We start from the raw sequence: 16224 nt of genomic DNA, 5'->3' as shown, positions 1-16224 counted from the left end.
ATCAAACCCTGCAACAATATTAAACCCCTGTTTCCCGAATCCACGGTACTTAATAAACGCGGTCCCAAGATTACCCACTCCAATCACGCCAACCGACCATGTACGGTCAATCCCCAAAATTTCCGATAATGCCTGTTTTAACGCATCAACATCATACCCCTTACCTCTTGTACCGAACTGCCCAAAGTAAGCAAGGTCACGCCGTACCTGCGCATCAGTAAAACCAGCCCTCCGCGCGAGCTGTACGGAAGACAAATACTTTTCCTTGAACTCAACAAGTATCCTGTAGTAAAACGATAATCTCGGGATAACAGATTTTGGTATACGCTTACCCAAATCAATCTTAGATTTCACAAATTTCACCCGCAACCACTTTCTCAGACCTCCCACCTGTTTTTACCACCAATCCGGCATCCGTATCTATCCTCATAACCCTGCATTGCACTTTTTTTTCGCCAATAGTAACATTCACTAACCTATTTCTATATGCCAATACACGGTTGCATTTATGCATATAATATTTAAACCCTTTTGACTTAAGCGAAAGATAATCCCGGTTGACAACCTTAATAATCCCGGTTCTGAGTTCTCGTAAGAACACCGCACGTTTGTTCATACAAACTTTATTGTAAGCCACTAGGCACACAGCACTCTTGTTAAGCACCTCCGGGATTTTATTAAACACATTAACCCCGATCCCTATATATACATTTTTAACTTTATCCCTGGACAACACAGTTTCCACTAATACACCCGCTAACTTCTTAAACTCTCCGCTGCTGTTTTTTATCATAACATCATTTGGCCATTTAAGTTTTGTATCTATCCCAGTAAATGATTTTATAGCCTTCATTAATGCTAAAGACACTACCAAACTCAACCCGGCTAACCTGTGCGGACTAATACAGGGTTTAAGTACAACCGTCATCCAAATACCTCCGGGACAGGACGACCACCGGCGTTTTATTCGCCCCCGTCCCCGTGTTTGCTTTTCTGCAACCACAACAGTTCCTTCACCAAACCCATGTTTTTCAACAAGTATACGCGCAACATCCTGAGTTGATGCCACGCTTTTATACTCAACTAAAATAATTTTCATATCATATTATTATACCAATTTCCCCACTTTTTCAATTGCATTACTTCTGTTATAAAGTTAGAATTCTTTTGTTATGGATATACTTACATTATTTACTATGTCGTTTATGATAGCGTTCAGCGGAGCACTAGTCCCTGGCCCGTTAATGACCGCGGTGATCAACGATTCCACAAAACACGGCTCAAAAACCGGCCCATTATTCGTTTTAGGCCACGCGTTACTTGAAATCGTGATGATAACAATAATTATTCTCGGATTCTCAAAGTTTATCAATACACCTTTTGTTATTACAACAATTTCTATTACAGGATCCGTGTTCTTGTTTATCCTCGGAGCTATGATGCTTTACTCAATTCCCGGACTGACCCTAGATTTTCTTAAAGACAAAACCCCATCCTCCGGCAAAAACCTTATCCTAAACGGAATACTGATGAGCCTGTCAAACCCGTATTGGACAATATGGTGGTTTAGTATCGGGATAGGATTAGTTATCTCTGCGCAACACGCCGGTATTTTTGGATTACTAGCATTTTTCATTGGGCACGAACTTGCTGACCTCGCGGTATACTGGTTTATTTCGTTCACTATAAGCAAAAGCCGTAATTTTTTATCATTAACTCTATATAAAACCCTGATTGGCGGCTGTGCAGCGGCACTAATCATCTTTGCACTATATTTTGGATTAACAACTTTTTTAGCAGGATACTAAACAATATCCAAACTAATATCCATTGCCGGAGCGGAATGAGTTATTCTTCCTATAGAAACACGGTCAATATCCAACCCTCTGAATACCGATATTCTTTTTAGGTTAATATTCCCGGATAGTTCAATCTCAATTTTTTTATCAAACCTTCTAATGATTGTAACCGCACGTTTTACTGTATGGATATCCATGTTATCAAGCATAATAATATCAGGCCTGAACTCCAACACTTTTTGTAACTCGCTGAACTTATCCACTTCAATCTCTACTTTAACCTTTTTTTTCTTCCGCAGGCCAAACACTCTGTTTTTCACCTTCTCAAACCCCTCGCAGGGTAATAGTTCCCAATGATTATCCTTGATCAAAACCTGGTCCGCAAGATGAAACCTATGATTATTCCCACCTCCGCAGGTAACCGCGTACTTCTCAAGCACACGCATCCCCGGCGTAGTTTTCCGTGTATCATACACCTTAGCCTTTTTATTAACCTTACCCAGCGCATCTACGTATAACCTGGTAAGTGTCGCGATTCCCGACAACTGCTGCAAAAAGTTCAGTATCGTACGTTCAACAGAAAGAACTATCCCGAACGGCGCAATAATTTCACCAATACACTTCCTGGATGCTACACGTTTTCCGTCACGAACATAACATACAACCGTTTCTTTCCCACATTTATTAAGTATATTATCCGCAGCAGCATACCTGCGTAATGTCTTTAGAATCAATGGCACAACAGCCATACCGGCGATAACACCCTCCTGTTTTGCAACAAGTTTTGCATGGACAATTCTGTGTGTCCCGGAAAACAAGCCCGTGGTGATATCTTTCACTGCAAAATCTTCCTGCAACGCGGATTCAATCACTCCCCGCACCTGCTCATATGAAGGAAAGTTTTGTTTAACCATTATTCCCTATGAAATCACCCTTTTTTAAACCCGCCGGCTTTTTTCATGTCAGGCGACTTCTTTAACGGCAGTTTCACAGTACTCCCGGTTCTTGCTGATTCATAAATTGCGAGTATAACCTCCAACGCTTTTCTTCCTTCGTCGCCGGTTATATACGGATCACGCGGCGCGTTAATCGCATCGCATAAATCACCGATTTGTTTCGCATGCCCTTCAAACCCAATAGCTTTCGGATCAGATGACATCCCGGTCCCGGCGTCTGCACCACCGGATTCTATCATATTTTTCTCATTCTCTTTTTCCTTAGCGCGTTTCTCATCATTTGGCACTTCAATCGCCCAACGTTTCACTTTCCGTTCTTCAGTTATAATACTACCTTTATCCCCGTGTACCGCAAACACACTGTTTTCCCCGGGATAAATAGAAGTTGTACCCTGTATGACACCCATAGCACCGTTTTTATACTTAATCATTGCGATTGCTGTGTCTTCAACCTGAATATCTCTCGCTTTTGTTTCACACATTGCAGTGACAGAATCCACACCGCCCATTAACCACTGTATAAGATCAATCCCGTGTATTCCCTGATTCATCAACGCACCACCACCATCAAGTTCCCAAGTCCCGCGCCAGCCTGCGCTTTTATAATAATCTCTTGACCTGAAATACTTAAGATACGCGTCGCCCATCAACATTTTCCCTAACACACCGGAATCAATTGTTTCCTTAATTTTTTTGTTTAAATCCCACGTACGACGCTGGAATATGCAACCAAGCCGGGTTCCGTTTTTTTTACATGCATTAAGCATCATATCTGTGCGTTCAAGCGTTATCTCAATAGGTTTTTCGCACATAATATTTTTTCCGTGCTCCGCTGCGAATACAGCAGGTTCCAGATGCAACCCGCTGGGAGTACACACGCATACCGCATCAACTTCTTTATCTTCAATCATCTTGCGATAATCAGTAAACACTTTATTAACACCAAAATCTGCAGCAAGTTTTTTTGCTTTTTCTTCAATTTCATCGCATACCGCCACTAGTTCAGCTTTCCCCACATTAGCTTTTATAGCTTTCGCATGAAAACTTGAGATAACCCCGCAACCTATGATTCCAAACCTTACAATTTTATCCGCCATTTAACTTCCCCTCCTTCTAATTACATTTAAAACATAAAAAACACTCTTGATTACAATTAATTACAATATACAATATTTTTTTACCAAAATCTCAAACCTTAAACCTTAAAACCTAAATTTTAACAATCAAATAATACGGCCTTATATTTTCGAACGTAACAACCCCGTACCCGTTTTCTATTGTTAACGGTACAGTTTTAACCTCGTCACTACCATACAAACACACCTGTGCGGCCTTAATGTTCTGCCGCCCATCCAACCGCACCTTAACCGTTACTTTTGGGTTATTATCAACAGTCATGATATGCACAAACTTCTCCCCAGTTATCTTGTTCTCTGTAAAGTTAATCACTGACTCCGGTGTTGTTCCTTCAACAATAACCGGGGGTTTATTATCCATCAACCAATTAACAGTATTAAAAACAAACCTATGCATCTCAGGACTAAACTTTTTTCCTTCGACTGCGTTGATATACACAATCCGCCCCTTACCCATGGGATAAGCCACCACTGCAGGAACTGTTTTCCCGTCATTTTGTTCATATGCAAGAATTTCGTTGTTATTACTCACCTGAAACTCATAAGTATTAACATCTGCACCGTAACTAAACCCTTCCCCTGATAAACCCCTGAACACAGGATGGAATGGATACTTTTGAATATTTGGAACCAACACACTCCCCGTCGAAGATTTAACTTCGTTGTTCACTGAAATACCAAAATATTTTCGGGTATTCACTATCACCGCCGGTTTTATGAGGTAATCATCGTATTCGCATAACGGTCCCATAAGAATGAGATTCCCTCCGTCAAGTACATACTTTTGCATTACCTGCGCATCATTCCCGGATATTGTCAACCACTGCGGTGCAATAACGACTTTGTATCCCTGGAGATTACGCGGTTTAAGATTATACCCGCCTTCAGAAAAATGTTTCCCTTTTGCCTGGCTCGTCCCGATTACTCCTGTTGGTGTGCTGTTAACATGCTGAAGGCCGCAATACACCCCGCCTTTGACGGCGAACCTGTTCCAGTAATCATTCATCCAAAAATCCGTCTCACGATCCCATAAAATCCCGACTTCATACGCGGGAACGCTATTTGCGAGATACTCTTTTCTTAACCCTTTATCCATTCCTTGCAGATACTTTATATACTCATCATTCATCCATGTGCTTGTACTTATACGATTACGCACATAGTAGGCTGCCAAATACCCAAAAAACATGAACCCTTTTGCCCCGCCTGCAATATTCGATTCTATAGTCCCAACCTCAATCTCAATCGGCCCAAGCCCGTTTTCTCCTGTAGTAAACCAGTCACGGCTAATCTGTGCTGCAGGTTTACCATCTGCATCCGCAATCATCATCTTCGAAATAAACGCGCCACTGCCATACGTGTCATAACTCACATTCAGTGTATCCCTCGAAATTTCAAAATGCGTACGGGCAGGCAACCCAGCCTTCTTTTCTCTTGACGCATACCGCACAGCATACACTCTCGGCGTATTAACCGGCTCCGGTGTCGCGTGGGTAACATACGCTGATGAATACCGCCTGTCCAGTGCAGTTGAGTATCCAGTATACTCCCCTCCGAGGTTAAGCATCACCGCAGTATCAGGCTTAATACTTCTCGCTAATGTACCAAACCTTTCCCATATTTGGTTCACCCATTCCACACGTTTTATCGCCCATAGCTTGGTATCCGGATTTTTATCCCAATTTTCTCTTAATACAGTTTGTTTTGGCAGATCTTTCCCGGTTTCACGTTTGAACCGAGCCTTACAATACTGGCAGTAACACGTGAACGGTTCAGTAAACTCCGCCTGGCATGTATCAAGATAAACCCCGTCGATATTATAATTACGCAGAAGCTCTTCTTCCATCTTAAAAAACACGGTTTCCCAGTAAGGCGCGTTACAACAAAAATTTTTTAGTTTTGTTGTATGTGTCACCACACCGGTACTTGACAACGTACTTGCCCACCACACTTCCTGCCCATCAGGCCCGCGTTTACGCCAGGATTCGTTTGCATCCCATAACGCATGATTACTTCCGTGCAGTTTAACCATAATCTTCATCCCGCGGCGATGGCATTCATCGACCAACCATTCAAACGGGTCGATTTTTTCCCATACATCACCAGGTGTTTTACCATATCTGCACGTCAACCCAGTCAACGCAGTTTTTTTGTAATACACCTCCCCGCTACCGTAGTGTTCTACTTGTACCCATATCAGGTTCACCCCGTGCTGCTGCAAGTTATCGAGTATACCCAATGCAGTAGTTGTCCCGAGCCCAGCACTAAACGACGTATCAGCTTCCCAGAGAAATGGCGCTGTAATATTTTTGTATACCGGATCCTGCGGGTTATACTCCGCCATCCCGGCGAGTGATAACGAAACCGAGCCTAATATTATCGTTAATAAAAGAACTACCTTCTTCACGCGTTCCTCCAAATATTAACAACTTCAATCATATTCCCTGCTTTTATCACCAGTGTCCTGTTATCAACAATTTTGCAGTGCGGCTTGTCCTGGTACCGTCTAACCATATCAGTCCGCAGAAAATCTATCCTTAACTCCACCGGCCGTTTTACCTTCAACAATTTAAACAATTCAGCGTTTTTCACAGCGTCACCCGCAGCTTTTTTTATCTCACGCAAATTTTTGCTTAACGGATAACACACTGCGCTGGTACGCGATAACGCTTTTTTTGTCGCTACTGCAAACAGGTTATTCCCCAACAACTTCTTTGCTTCTACACACATGTAGTAATCACCGGTAACTAATCCCGTGGGAATACCGTAATCACTTGCGATCATTGAAAGCAAGCCCAACTCACCTACGCGTTTACCGTTGATCCAATAATTTAAAACCGCAGCTGATGACATTGTATGCTCAAGCACCGCGGGACTGGTCCCCGCCATCGCATGCGCACCAACCTGGAACAGGAGGTCAAAACTCTTATCCATTACCGGAGGATACTTATCCCAGGGCGTTCCAACAACGTAATCCGCGTTCTCGCTAAGGTTTTCAAATACAACATTATACCCGCCATTATGCCCATGCCCGTCAATGACTATAATCTTATCCGCCCCAGCAGCTTTTGCACCGTCAACCGCAGCATTAATTTCCATAGTTAACCACTGCCTTGCGCGCTGGTAAAACCCGTCACCATCACCGCTTAAACCCTGCTGCCGTTGCTGCACAACGCCAGACACTCCTTCGATATCCGTGAGAATGTAAATTTTCATGATCAATTTCCTCCTCCGTTAAATAGACATTATTTACACGCAAAAAAACTTTTTACTTCACTAATAACGTATCCTTGTTCATCAGATGTTAAGCCAGGAAACAATGGTAAAGACAAAACCTCACCTGCCATTTGTTCAGCCACAGGCATATCACCGGGTTTATATCCGAGAAACTTATACGCTTTCTGAAGATGCAAAGGCATAGGGTAATGCACTGCAACACCGATATTCTTAGACTTTAAATATGCCAGTAACGCATCACGTTTTTTTGTACGCAATACATACTGATGATACACAGTTTTTGCCCATGTGCGCTGCCCTATCAACTGAAGTTCTTCAATTCCCTGTAACTCATTATTATACCGTCCAGCTAATTTATACCTTTCTTCCATCCATTTCGGCATCTGAGTCAACTTAATATCCAGCACAGCTGCCTGAATAGTATCCATACGGTAATTATACCCCAGCAACTGATGTTCATAATGCATAGTCCTTCCGTGGTTGAATAACAACAATAGTTTCTCGTATATTTCATCATCATCCGTAACCACCATCCCGGCATCACCGTATGCACCCAAGTTTTTGGTTGGATAAAAACTATATGCCGCAACAGAACCCAGTGTCCCGGTATTCCGCCATTCATTATTCACCAAACACTGCGCACCATGCGCCTGTGCACAATCTTCAACAATTTTGAAGTTATACTTTATTTGCAGTTTAAGAAGTTTATCCATATCAACCGGGTGGCCATACAGATGTACCGGCATCACATAATCAACCTTTTGTTTTTTACATAAGGTTTCAAGTTTATCGATATCCAAACAACACGTTTCCGGGTCGATATCCACAAACCTTAGGTTTTCTGTTGTATGCACTACACATTCACCTGTTGCAGTAAAAGTAAACGGCGTTGTAACTACAGCATCCCCGGGTTTCACTCCCGCTGCCAACAGGCCAATATGTATCCCCGCAGTACCCGACGCAACTGCTAACGCATGTTTTACCCCGGAATATTCAGCAAAATGTTTTTCAAATTCCTTAACTTCCGAACCAAGAATAAAACGTTTTTCACGAATAATTTTAGTAACCGCCGCGACTATTTTATCCTCAACCTCTTTTTCTGTACGCTTTAAATCTAAAAGCTTTACTTCCATAATATCTACTCCGTATTCTTTTACACCTAATCCTTAAACCTGTACTTCAACAGTGTCTGTACCGCCTGTACACCGTCTTTCCACCCAATTTTCTTCCCTTCCTCTACGCTACGCCCAAAATAGGTAACAGGAACTTCGTGTATTTTATACCCTTTTTTTAATAGTTTGGCAGTAACTTCCGGGCAGAACTCAAATTGCCGGCATTCCAACTTCAATTGTTTAAGCAGTTTCGTACGGAAGACTTTGTAACAAGTTGCTTCATCCGTTATTGCGCTACCGTACAATAAATTTGTTAACCCCGCGAGAACTCGGTTGCCAAGATAAAACTTTAGTTTCATATTCTCCGGCCGTTTTTTACTCATAAACCTTGACCCATAAACAATATCCGCTTTCCCATCAAGTATAGGTGTAATTAATGCCGGATAATCCCCGGGATCATATTCAAGATCAGCGTCCTGTATAAGAACAATTTCACCTGTAACGTTCCTTAACCCCTCAACAATCGCTGTACCTTTACCCCCGTTATTTTCTTTCTTAACAACTTTAATACCCGGTATATCCTTAATAATTCCATAAGTATTATCCTTCGACCCGTCATCGACTACAATAATTTCTTTTTCAACACTCAATTCCTTGAGGTCAACTTCCAAAACCTTCTTCAGCGTTTGCGCAATCGTATTTTCTTCATTGTATGCCGGTATGATTATCGATAATATCTTTGAACCCACAACACTATTCACTCCTTATAATTCCACTTTATTTATCAACTCAGAATATATATTATCAATTTTTTGCCACATTAATTTTATATCAAACTGTTTTACATCACCCAGAGCATTCCCCGCCATTTTTTCACGAACCTTATCATCGGTTAACAACTGTACAGTCTTCTCAACCAATACCGTTATGTTTCCCGGTTCAACCGTATACCCATTAACCCCATCTTTCACAATTTCCTTAACTCCGCCAACATCTGACGCGATCACTGGGACACTATACGCAAACGCTTCAAGCACAACCTGTGGAAAACTTTCTTCACGTGAAGGCAACAACAAAATATCTGCTATGGAGTAATATGGACGCACATCCTTTTGTTCACCTGCAAAGACAACGTTTTCACCGATCCCCAATAATTTAATTTCTGCTTTTATCTTAACCACTTCCGGGCCATCCCCAACCACAACAAACTTTGTATCAGGATGCACCGCAGTGATTCCCTTAAATATCTTAGGCAATAAATCCGCACCTTTTTCTTTATGCAACCTGAGAACACAGAGAACAACCTTATTTCCCGGCGTGATACCCGTTTTTACAGTATCACCGTTTTTGTTATTATAATAATTCAAATCAATACCATTATGTACCACCACTACTTTTTTGTCACTTATACGTTCCCTTGAAGATAACAACAGTTTTGTGGCTTCTGAATTAGCTACCACCCGTTTACACCATTGGGATGTAAAACAGTCTAGAAACACGTGGTACCATTTCTTCCATGCATCAATCGCCCTCTGGCTTGATATTATGATAGGCACACCCACAAGTTTACCGGCAATACGGCCATAAATATTTGCGCGGTAAAGATGGGTATGCATAACCTCATACTTATTTTCTTTTAAATGTTTGTAGATAGCGTTTAACCCCGGCAGATGTATTATCCGTATACCCGCGTTCTCAAGTTCATCTGCCACTAACCCGCGCTCTTTTATATACCCGACTGAGAACTCATACTTATCTTTTAACCCATTAATTACTGATTGAACAAAACGTTCAGTCCCCCCGACTTTCAAACTAGTAATTAAATGAAAAACCCGTGGTAACATCATTTATATATTTCCTGTACCCGCATTTTTATTACTTAACTTCCCAGCAACACCAACAATTCCCGCTGCGGCAAATATGGATAACACTGGCTGCAACGGTACACGGTAACGTATTTGCGTCCAGAACAGTATTGCTGTTAAACAATAATAAACTACTAATGATGACAATACAAAAAACCCGCGTTTTTGTTCTTTAAAGAAATAATACGCGCCTATAACCGCTAAAACATACAATGGCAAAGTGAACACATAACCTATAAATTTATACAACTGTGACTGCGGATAGTACGGGTATAATCTCCAATACTTATAAAGTTTACGGAGACACAGCACCAAAAATTCTCCGGGATGCTCTTTAATATACCTCAAAGACTTATTCCGGAAAAACTTGTCATTCGCTAAGGTATCCATATCTTTTGACTCAACCCTCATTGCCACCTGCCAAGCAGTATGCTTATCCCAATCCTGGAAGTCAGGATCCAATCCTTCATACATCGTCCATCCAGCTTGAATATTGGTAAACAACATTTTGCCGGTAAGTTTATAATTCCGTAATGCATATGGCATTAATGTCAATAGTAACACCAGAAATAGTACACCAAAAACTCCTAACCTGTGTAAAGAATATATTTTCAATACATACCCAATCCCAACGACAAATATGATAAACCCAAGAATTACCGGCCGTGTCATCATTGTTATACCAATAACTAACCCGATAACCACAGCATCCCTCACACGCTGACGTTCACTAACAGTAAAACTACATAACAAATATAGCGTGAGCATCAATAATGTTATAAACAACGTTTCCGTTAATAACTCACCTGTGTAAAATATGATATACGGGTCCAGAGCAACAATCCCTGCAGCAATTAATTTCAGCCATCTATCCTTACTCAACTTCTGCGCAATAAGGTATGTAAGAAATACCGCCATAACACTGACCATTACCTGCACAACCTTTACAGCAATAACATTTTTCCCAAACAAAAACAGTACTGCAGCGAGAAAAAACACATACACCGGCGGGCGCGTAATATTACCGCCCATACCCGTCCCGTTTAACATACTATTTGCAAGACTAAAATAATGTTCAGCATCCGGCTCCATTGGTTTTTGATAGGCCAAAATAAACACCAAGCGTATCACCAGCGCAACTGCTATAATAACAGCAAGCCCGTACTTTTCTAACCAAACTTTTCTATCTTCCACTAAATTACTCATATATATTATTGACCCCATATCCTACTACTTCACCACAATCCCGCCTGCAGGGTAATACCTGCAATCAATCAGTAAACGAGAATTACTATCCTTCTTATTCCCCACCTCAGCAGTTACGGCATTTAACGCCGCAACTTTACCCGCGATTATACCGTTATTATCTTTTCTTTTATCAAACTCACCCCAGTATATTTCCAGATTCCCGGGAATAACAAATTTTATCCATTCATTATTGTCACAGCCGATAGTAACAATGTTTTTATAGAGCCCGGGATACGATGCCTTTAGTAGTGTCAGATAACCCACTGTCTTATGCAGGCCTGTTATACTAACAATCTTCGGTAACCCTTCAATATTCTCCGCATCAAACACCTTTGCATATGTATCAACAGCCTTAATACTGCCCTTATAATCAAACCACGCCAGCGGTACGCGCGGTATAGCGTTGATAACGACTTTTTCAGGTAAATAACTAACAATCTTAACCTTCTCAACCATTGAACATCCAGCAAGTATTTGCCGTTCAACATTTTTATATGGGTACTTGAAGATATTATTATCAACCTGCAAGTTTATCAATCTCAGCTCCTTCACAATCCCATTTCTAATACTTTGCGTTATACCCTCACCGCTGATCTCCCACTTAGTTATTCTAAAAATCTTAGACGTTGTTAAATAATTCAATCCACTCACTATACCGTACACCACCAAAACTATCCCCGTAAAAACCAGTGCTAAAGTAAACATTTTCCTTGCCGTGTACTTCGTTTGACGCGATTTCACCCTTTGATTAAAAGGTATACGGTAATTACGTTTCTTTGTTAAATTATGAGATTTAAGATAATTCCTTCTTTTTTTTCTAAACACTTTTACATATCCCTACCCCAAAAATATTTTATCTATACTTATCCAGTGACAACTTAATAATTGTATCCACTAAGTTATTAAACCCGAACCCTGCCGCACGCGCGGCATCCGGCAATAACGATGTGGGTGTCATCCCGGGAATTGTGTTCACCTCAAGAACATAAGGTTTTAGTGAAGGTGTCAACCGCACATCAACACGGCTTACTACTTCACACCCAAGCGCTTTATGCGCGGCATACGCGATACGCTGAACCTCAACCGTAGCACCATGAGGAATCTTTGCGGGGACTACATGCCTTGACCCGCCGACCGCATATTTTGATTCATAATCATAGAACTCATTTTTCGGTAATATTTCAACTACCGGCAAAACTTTATCTCCAACTATCCCAACCGTCAGTTCATACCCGGGAATATACTTCTCAACCAACGCTTCCCCGTTATACTTTGCAGCTGCTAAAACAGCGGCATTGAAATCCTTACGTTTTTTTACGACACTAATTCCAACAGCTGAACCTTCACTCACAGGTTTTACAACTACAGGAAAAGGCAATACTTCAACTTTGTTTGAACGTCCTGTACAGCATATCACCTGATACTCCGGAGTAGGAATCCCCTGTGAGACAAAAACCTGTTTTGCCTTAACTTTATCCATCGCAAGTGCAGACGCTAACGCACCGCATCCGGAATACTTTACCCCGAGAAGATCAAGTAATCCCTGAAGTTTTCCATCCTCGCCATTGGTTCCATGCAAAATATTGAATATAAACCCGTACTTTGATAAATCCAGCCTGGTTTTCCACCAATCACGACGAAAATCTATAAGTTCAGCGTTATACCCCAACTCTTTTACTGCTGTGAAGACAGCTTTCCCGGATACCAGCGACACCTCTCGTTCCGTTGACCATCCTCCATAAAGCACACCAATCTTCCCGACCTTGTTTTTACCGGTATTAATTTTCAACTTCGATATCCCTTCCTACAATTTTGATCTCAAGTTCCAGTAATATACCTAACTCATCCTTAGCTTTTGTCTGAATTTCGCGTATCAACTTCCTTACATCCATCGCTGATGCATTTCCTTTATTAACAATAAAATTCGCATGTTTTTCTGATACACCCGCCCCGCCAAAACATTTACCTTTGTATCCCAATTTTTCTATAATCCTTCCGGCATAATCATTCTCCGGGTTTTTGAATATACTCCCTGCATTATGCGCCTGCCATGGCTGCTTATCCATCCGCGAAGAAATAATTTCATGTACTTTAGTTTCAATATCCTCTTTCTTCCCTTTTTTCAACTTAAACACTGCAGTAGTAATAATCGCGCCCCTAGGAAACCCGCTTTTCCGGTACCCAAACCCTGCCTCCTCAGATTTAACGGTTTTAGATTCACCCTCGGGTGTTTGATATTCTATAGTTTCAACAACATCACTAATACTTCTATCCTTAACCCCTGCATTCATTATCACAGCGCCACCAACGGTTCCGGGAATTCCTGCAATGAACTCAAATCCTGTAAGGCTTTGTTCTATCAACTGATGCACTAACAGCTGAAGATACACCGCCGCACCGGTATAAATTTTTGTTTTGTCATAAGATATACGTTTAAACTCTCCGCTGAGCTTAACAACCACCCCTTCAATTCCTGCATCGGATACCAGAAGGTTAGACCCTGCACCCAAAATTAATACCGGAACGTTATGCTCATCGCAAAGACTGCACACTGTCCGCAATTCATCCCTGGAGTTTATTTGTATATATACATCCGCCGGGCCGCCTATACGAAACGTTGTATGTTTCGACATCGGTTCATCGAACTTCACGCAATCATTGATTTTAACTATTTCTTCACGAAAATTCATATTAACTACCAATGGTTACCATTTTTTATAATGCCGCCTGGATCAGATGGTTATATTTAAAAATATCCCCCGCACCAAGGGTTAATACCACATCGCCTTCTCTCACGAGTTTAACAACTTCGATCACAACCCTCTCAAGCGGAACATAAAGAGTATCGACTTTTGCTTTCTGCAAAGATTTATAAATAATATCTGATGTAATACCCTTGATCGGCTTTTCCCCCGCAGCATAAATATCGGTCAATACCACAAACCCGGCTTGCTTAAACGCAGGCCCGAACTTTTCCGCTAATAACTGTGTCCGTGAATACCTGTGGGGTTGAAAAATTACAAATAACCGTTTTCCTTTTTTCATAGACTGGCTCAACGCGGAGACCGTAGCGCGTACTTCCGTAGGATGATGCCCGTAATCATCAATAAACGTCACGCCTTTACGTTCACCCATAAACTGCATCCTGCGTTCTGTCCCGCGAAAATCCTCAAGCGCAGACTGTATTTTCTTAAACTTCACGTCAAGCACTGTACCGGTAGCCACTGCAGCAAGACTGTTTGTAACGTTATGCGCACCCATGAGGTTCAAACTCACACGTCCAATTTTTTTGTTTTTATAAACCGCAACATATTCCGCCCCGCGGGTAGTATACCTAATATCTTCTGCTGTGAAATCCACGGAATACTTCTGAGATTCAAGCCCGTAAGTATAAACCTTGCGATGAAGTTTTGGTATTACCGACCGTACAACCGCATTGTCCGTACAGATAATATCGCATCCATAGAACGGAACATTATTCAGGTATTCCACAAATGAAGATTTTAACCGTGTAAACGTATGATAGTAATCCAGATGGTCATCATCAATATTCGTAACAATAGCTATAGTAGGATTAAGCCTTAGAAATGACCCGTCGCTCTCATCAGCTTCAGCAACAATATATTCCCCATGCCCAAGCTTCGCACCGGTATCAATCCCGCGTACACGCCCTCCTACCACAAGAGTAGGATCCAGCCCCGCAGCGGAAAGAACCATCCCAATCATCGACGTTGTTGTCGTTTTCCCGTGTGTCCCCGCTATTGTAACCGCATATTTTAACCTCGCGATCTCCGCGAGCATTTCAATCCTTGGTATCACCGGCACTTTTAAACGTTCCGCTGCCAAAACTTCAGGATTTGAACGGTCAATCGCTGTGGAAACCACCACTACCTGCGCAGCACCGATGTTTGAACCTTTATGCCCGATAAGAACTTTTGCCCCGCATTTCTTTAACCTCTGTACAACAGTACTGTCCTTAATATCAGACCCGGTAACGATATACCCGAGATTAAGCAGCACTTCAGCAATACCTGACATCCCAGCACCGCCAATACCGACAAAATGGATACGTTTAATTTTTTCAAACATCAGTTTTTTTCTCCATAAACCGCGGTCCCCAGACGGACCATAGTAGACCCTTCCTCCACAGCCACTGTATAATCATTACTCATACCCATTGATAGAATATCAAACCCCGGAAATTGAAGCGTATACACATTTTTTAATCTATCAAACACACCCTTTGCGTATTGAAAATACGTCCTTGTGTTTTCAGGGTTATCAAAAAACGGTGCCATTGTCATCAATCCAAGAATACTAATCCCCGGGATACCAGATATTTTAGGCAATAATTCAATTAACCCCTTTTCATCCAAACCATTCTTTGATTCTTCCTCAGAGATTTTAAGTTCAAGCAAACACTTCTGGATGATACCTTTTTTTACTGCATGTTCCGATATTGCGCGGATTAGCCGTTCACTATCCACTGACTGAATAAGCTCAAACCGTCCAACCACGTATTTAACCTTATTTGTCTGAAGATGCCCTATAAAATGCCATGATAAACCCTGTTTGGCAAAGTAATCATTCAATACATCAACACGTTCTACCGCCTGTTTTACACGGTTTTCCGCAAAATATTTTATTTCAGGACACGTCTCTGCGGTTACTTGAATTTCATCAATCCCCACAGTTTTAGTTACGACGACAAGTTTAACGGTATCAGGTTTACGCCCAACTTTTTCAGTTGCTGCATTAATACGTATATTAATATTTCTTAAATTATTCTTTATATTATTCATTATTAAACAATTATTATACAACAATTTTTCTTTACTAAACTATTTTTCAATAATATGATAATATAACTG

General features: G+C 41.4%; 16 protein-coding genes. 1 reads left to right on the top strand and 15 read right to left on the bottom strand.

Annotated features, from left to right (window positions below; all coding sequences use genetic code 11):
- Positions 1-354, bottom strand: a 354-nt coding sequence (locus WC955_02655) for a redox-sensing transcriptional repressor Rex (protein MFA5857946.1), incomplete at its 3' end; no start/stop codon positions are given.
- Positions 344-1099, bottom strand: coding sequence for a biotin--[acetyl-CoA-carboxylase] ligase (locus WC955_02650; protein MFA5857945.1), 756 nt, complete (start codon positions 1097-1099; stop codon positions 344-346). The genes WC955_02655 and WC955_02650, both read right to left, overlap by 11 nt.
- Positions 1100-1172: 73 nt before the next feature.
- On the opposite strand from WC955_02650, the gene WC955_02645 reads away from it, so the two are divergent.
- Positions 1173-1808, top strand: a complete 636-nt coding sequence (locus WC955_02645) for a LysE family transporter (protein ID MFA5857944.1) — start codon at positions 1173-1175, stop codon at positions 1806-1808.
- On the opposite strand, the gene nadC is transcribed toward WC955_02645, so the two are convergent.
- The 13 genes from nadC to WC955_02580 form a co-directional block, all read right to left on the bottom strand.
- Positions 1805-2713, bottom strand: a complete 909-nt coding sequence (gene nadC / locus WC955_02640; protein ID MFA5857943.1) for a carboxylating nicotinate-nucleotide diphosphorylase — start codon at positions 2711-2713, stop codon at positions 1805-1807. The two genes, WC955_02645 and nadC, sit on opposite strands and share 4 nt — an antisense overlap.
- A 14-nt stretch (positions 2714-2727) precedes the next feature.
- A complete protein-coding gene (locus WC955_02635) occupies positions 2728-3852 on the bottom strand; it encodes a Gfo/Idh/MocA family oxidoreductase (GenBank protein MFA5857942.1) in 1125 nt (374 codons plus the stop codon).
- Between the two features lie 112 nt (positions 3853-3964).
- On the bottom strand, positions 3965-6298 hold the full coding sequence (locus tag WC955_02630; GenBank protein ID MFA5857941.1) for a beta-galactosidase trimerization domain-containing protein: 2334 nt from the start codon (positions 6296-6298) through the stop codon (positions 3965-3967).
- Positions 6295-7107: a M55 family metallopeptidase gene (locus WC955_02625; protein ID MFA5857940.1), complete on the bottom strand. Its 813-nt coding sequence runs from the start codon at positions 7105-7107 to the stop codon at positions 6295-6297. The genes WC955_02630 and WC955_02625 overlap by 4 nt, the downstream gene beginning before the upstream one ends.
- 29 nt (positions 7108-7136) lie before the next feature.
- On the bottom strand, positions 7137-8261 hold the full coding sequence (locus WC955_02620) for a DegT/DnrJ/EryC1/StrS family aminotransferase (protein ID MFA5857939.1): 1125 nt from the start codon (positions 8259-8261) through the stop codon (positions 7137-7139).
- Positions 8262-8287: 26 nt separating this feature from the next.
- Complete coding sequence (locus WC955_02615) at positions 8288-8989, bottom strand: glycosyltransferase family 2 protein (GenBank protein MFA5857938.1); 702 nt, start codon at positions 8987-8989, stop codon at positions 8288-8290.
- A gap of 15 nt (positions 8990-9004) precedes the next feature.
- On the bottom strand, positions 9005-10087 hold the full coding sequence (locus WC955_02610; protein ID MFA5857937.1) for a glycosyltransferase: 1083 nt from the start codon (positions 10085-10087) through the stop codon (positions 9005-9007).
- Entirely contained in the window at positions 10088-11311 is a 1224-nt protein-coding gene (locus tag WC955_02605; GenBank protein ID MFA5857936.1) for a glycosyltransferase family 39 protein, read from the bottom strand.
- A gap of 24 nt (positions 11312-11335) precedes the next feature.
- The gene (locus WC955_02600; protein MFA5857935.1) at positions 11336-12178 is read right to left on the bottom strand and encodes a hypothetical protein; all 843 of its coding nucleotides are present in this window, start codon (positions 12176-12178) and stop codon (positions 11336-11338) included.
- A gap of 28 nt (positions 12179-12206) precedes the next feature.
- A complete protein-coding gene (locus WC955_02595; GenBank protein MFA5857934.1) occupies positions 12207-13142 on the bottom strand; it encodes a D-alanine--D-alanine ligase in 936 nt (311 codons plus the stop codon).
- Positions 13132-14043 carry a UDP-N-acetylmuramate dehydrogenase gene (gene murB / locus WC955_02590; GenBank protein ID MFA5857933.1) on the bottom strand — a complete coding sequence of 304 codons (912 nt, stop codon included), beginning with the start codon at positions 14041-14043 and terminating at the stop codon, positions 13132-13134. The genes WC955_02595 and murB overlap by 11 nt, the downstream gene beginning before the upstream one ends.
- A gap of 25 nt (positions 14044-14068) precedes the next feature.
- Positions 14069-15442, bottom strand: coding sequence for a UDP-N-acetylmuramate--L-alanine ligase (gene murC, locus WC955_02585; protein ID MFA5857932.1), 1374 nt, complete (start codon positions 15440-15442; stop codon positions 14069-14071).
- Complete coding sequence (locus tag WC955_02580) at positions 15442-16155, bottom strand: YggS family pyridoxal phosphate-dependent enzyme (GenBank protein MFA5857931.1); 714 nt, start codon at positions 16153-16155, stop codon at positions 15442-15444. Before WC955_02580 ends, murC begins: the two co-directional genes overlap by 1 nt.
- Between the last annotated feature and the right edge of the window lie 69 nt (positions 16156-16224).

The organism is Elusimicrobiota bacterium, from assembly GCA_041658405.1.
Taxonomy (GTDB): domain Bacteria; phylum Elusimicrobiota; class UBA5214; order JBBAAG01; family JBBAAG01; genus JBBAAG01.
This window is presented reverse-complemented; position numbering and strand designations above follow the sequence as displayed.

Coding starts and splice junctions, on each gene's coding strand:
- WC955_02625 (MFA5857940.1), bottom strand. CDS start 7,107: ATGAAAATTTACATTCTCACGGATATCGAAGGAGTGTCTGGCGTTGTG.
- murC (MFA5857932.1), bottom strand. CDS start 15,442: ATGTTTGAAAAAATTAAACGTATCCATTTTGTCGGTATTGGCGGTGCT.
- WC955_02580 (MFA5857931.1), bottom strand. CDS start 16,155: ATGAATAATATAAAGAATAATTTAAGAAATATTAATATACGTATTAAT.
- WC955_02610 (MFA5857937.1), bottom strand. CDS start 10,087: ATGATGTTACCACGGGTTTTTCATTTAATTACTAGTTTGAAAGTCGGG.
- WC955_02635 (MFA5857942.1), bottom strand. CDS start 3,852: ATGGCGGATAAAATTGTAAGGTTTGGAATCATAGGTTGCGGGGTTATC.
- WC955_02645 (MFA5857944.1), top strand. CDS start 1,173: ATGGATATACTTACATTATTTACTATGTCGTTTATGATAGCGTTCAGC.
- WC955_02620 (MFA5857939.1), bottom strand. CDS start 8,261: ATGGAAGTAAAGCTTTTAGATTTAAAGCGTACAGAAAAAGAGGTTGAG.
- murB (MFA5857933.1), bottom strand. CDS start 14,043: ATGAATTTTCGTGAAGAAATAGTTAAAATCAATGATTGCGTGAAGTTC.
- WC955_02650 (MFA5857945.1), bottom strand. CDS start 1,099: ATGAAAATTATTTTAGTTGAGTATAAAAGCGTGGCATCAACTCAGGAT.
- nadC (MFA5857943.1), bottom strand. CDS start 2,713: ATGGTTAAACAAAACTTTCCTTCATATGAGCAGGTGCGGGGAGTGATT.
- WC955_02605 (MFA5857936.1), bottom strand. CDS start 11,311: ATGAGTAATTTAGTGGAAGATAGAAAAGTTTGGTTAGAAAAGTACGGG.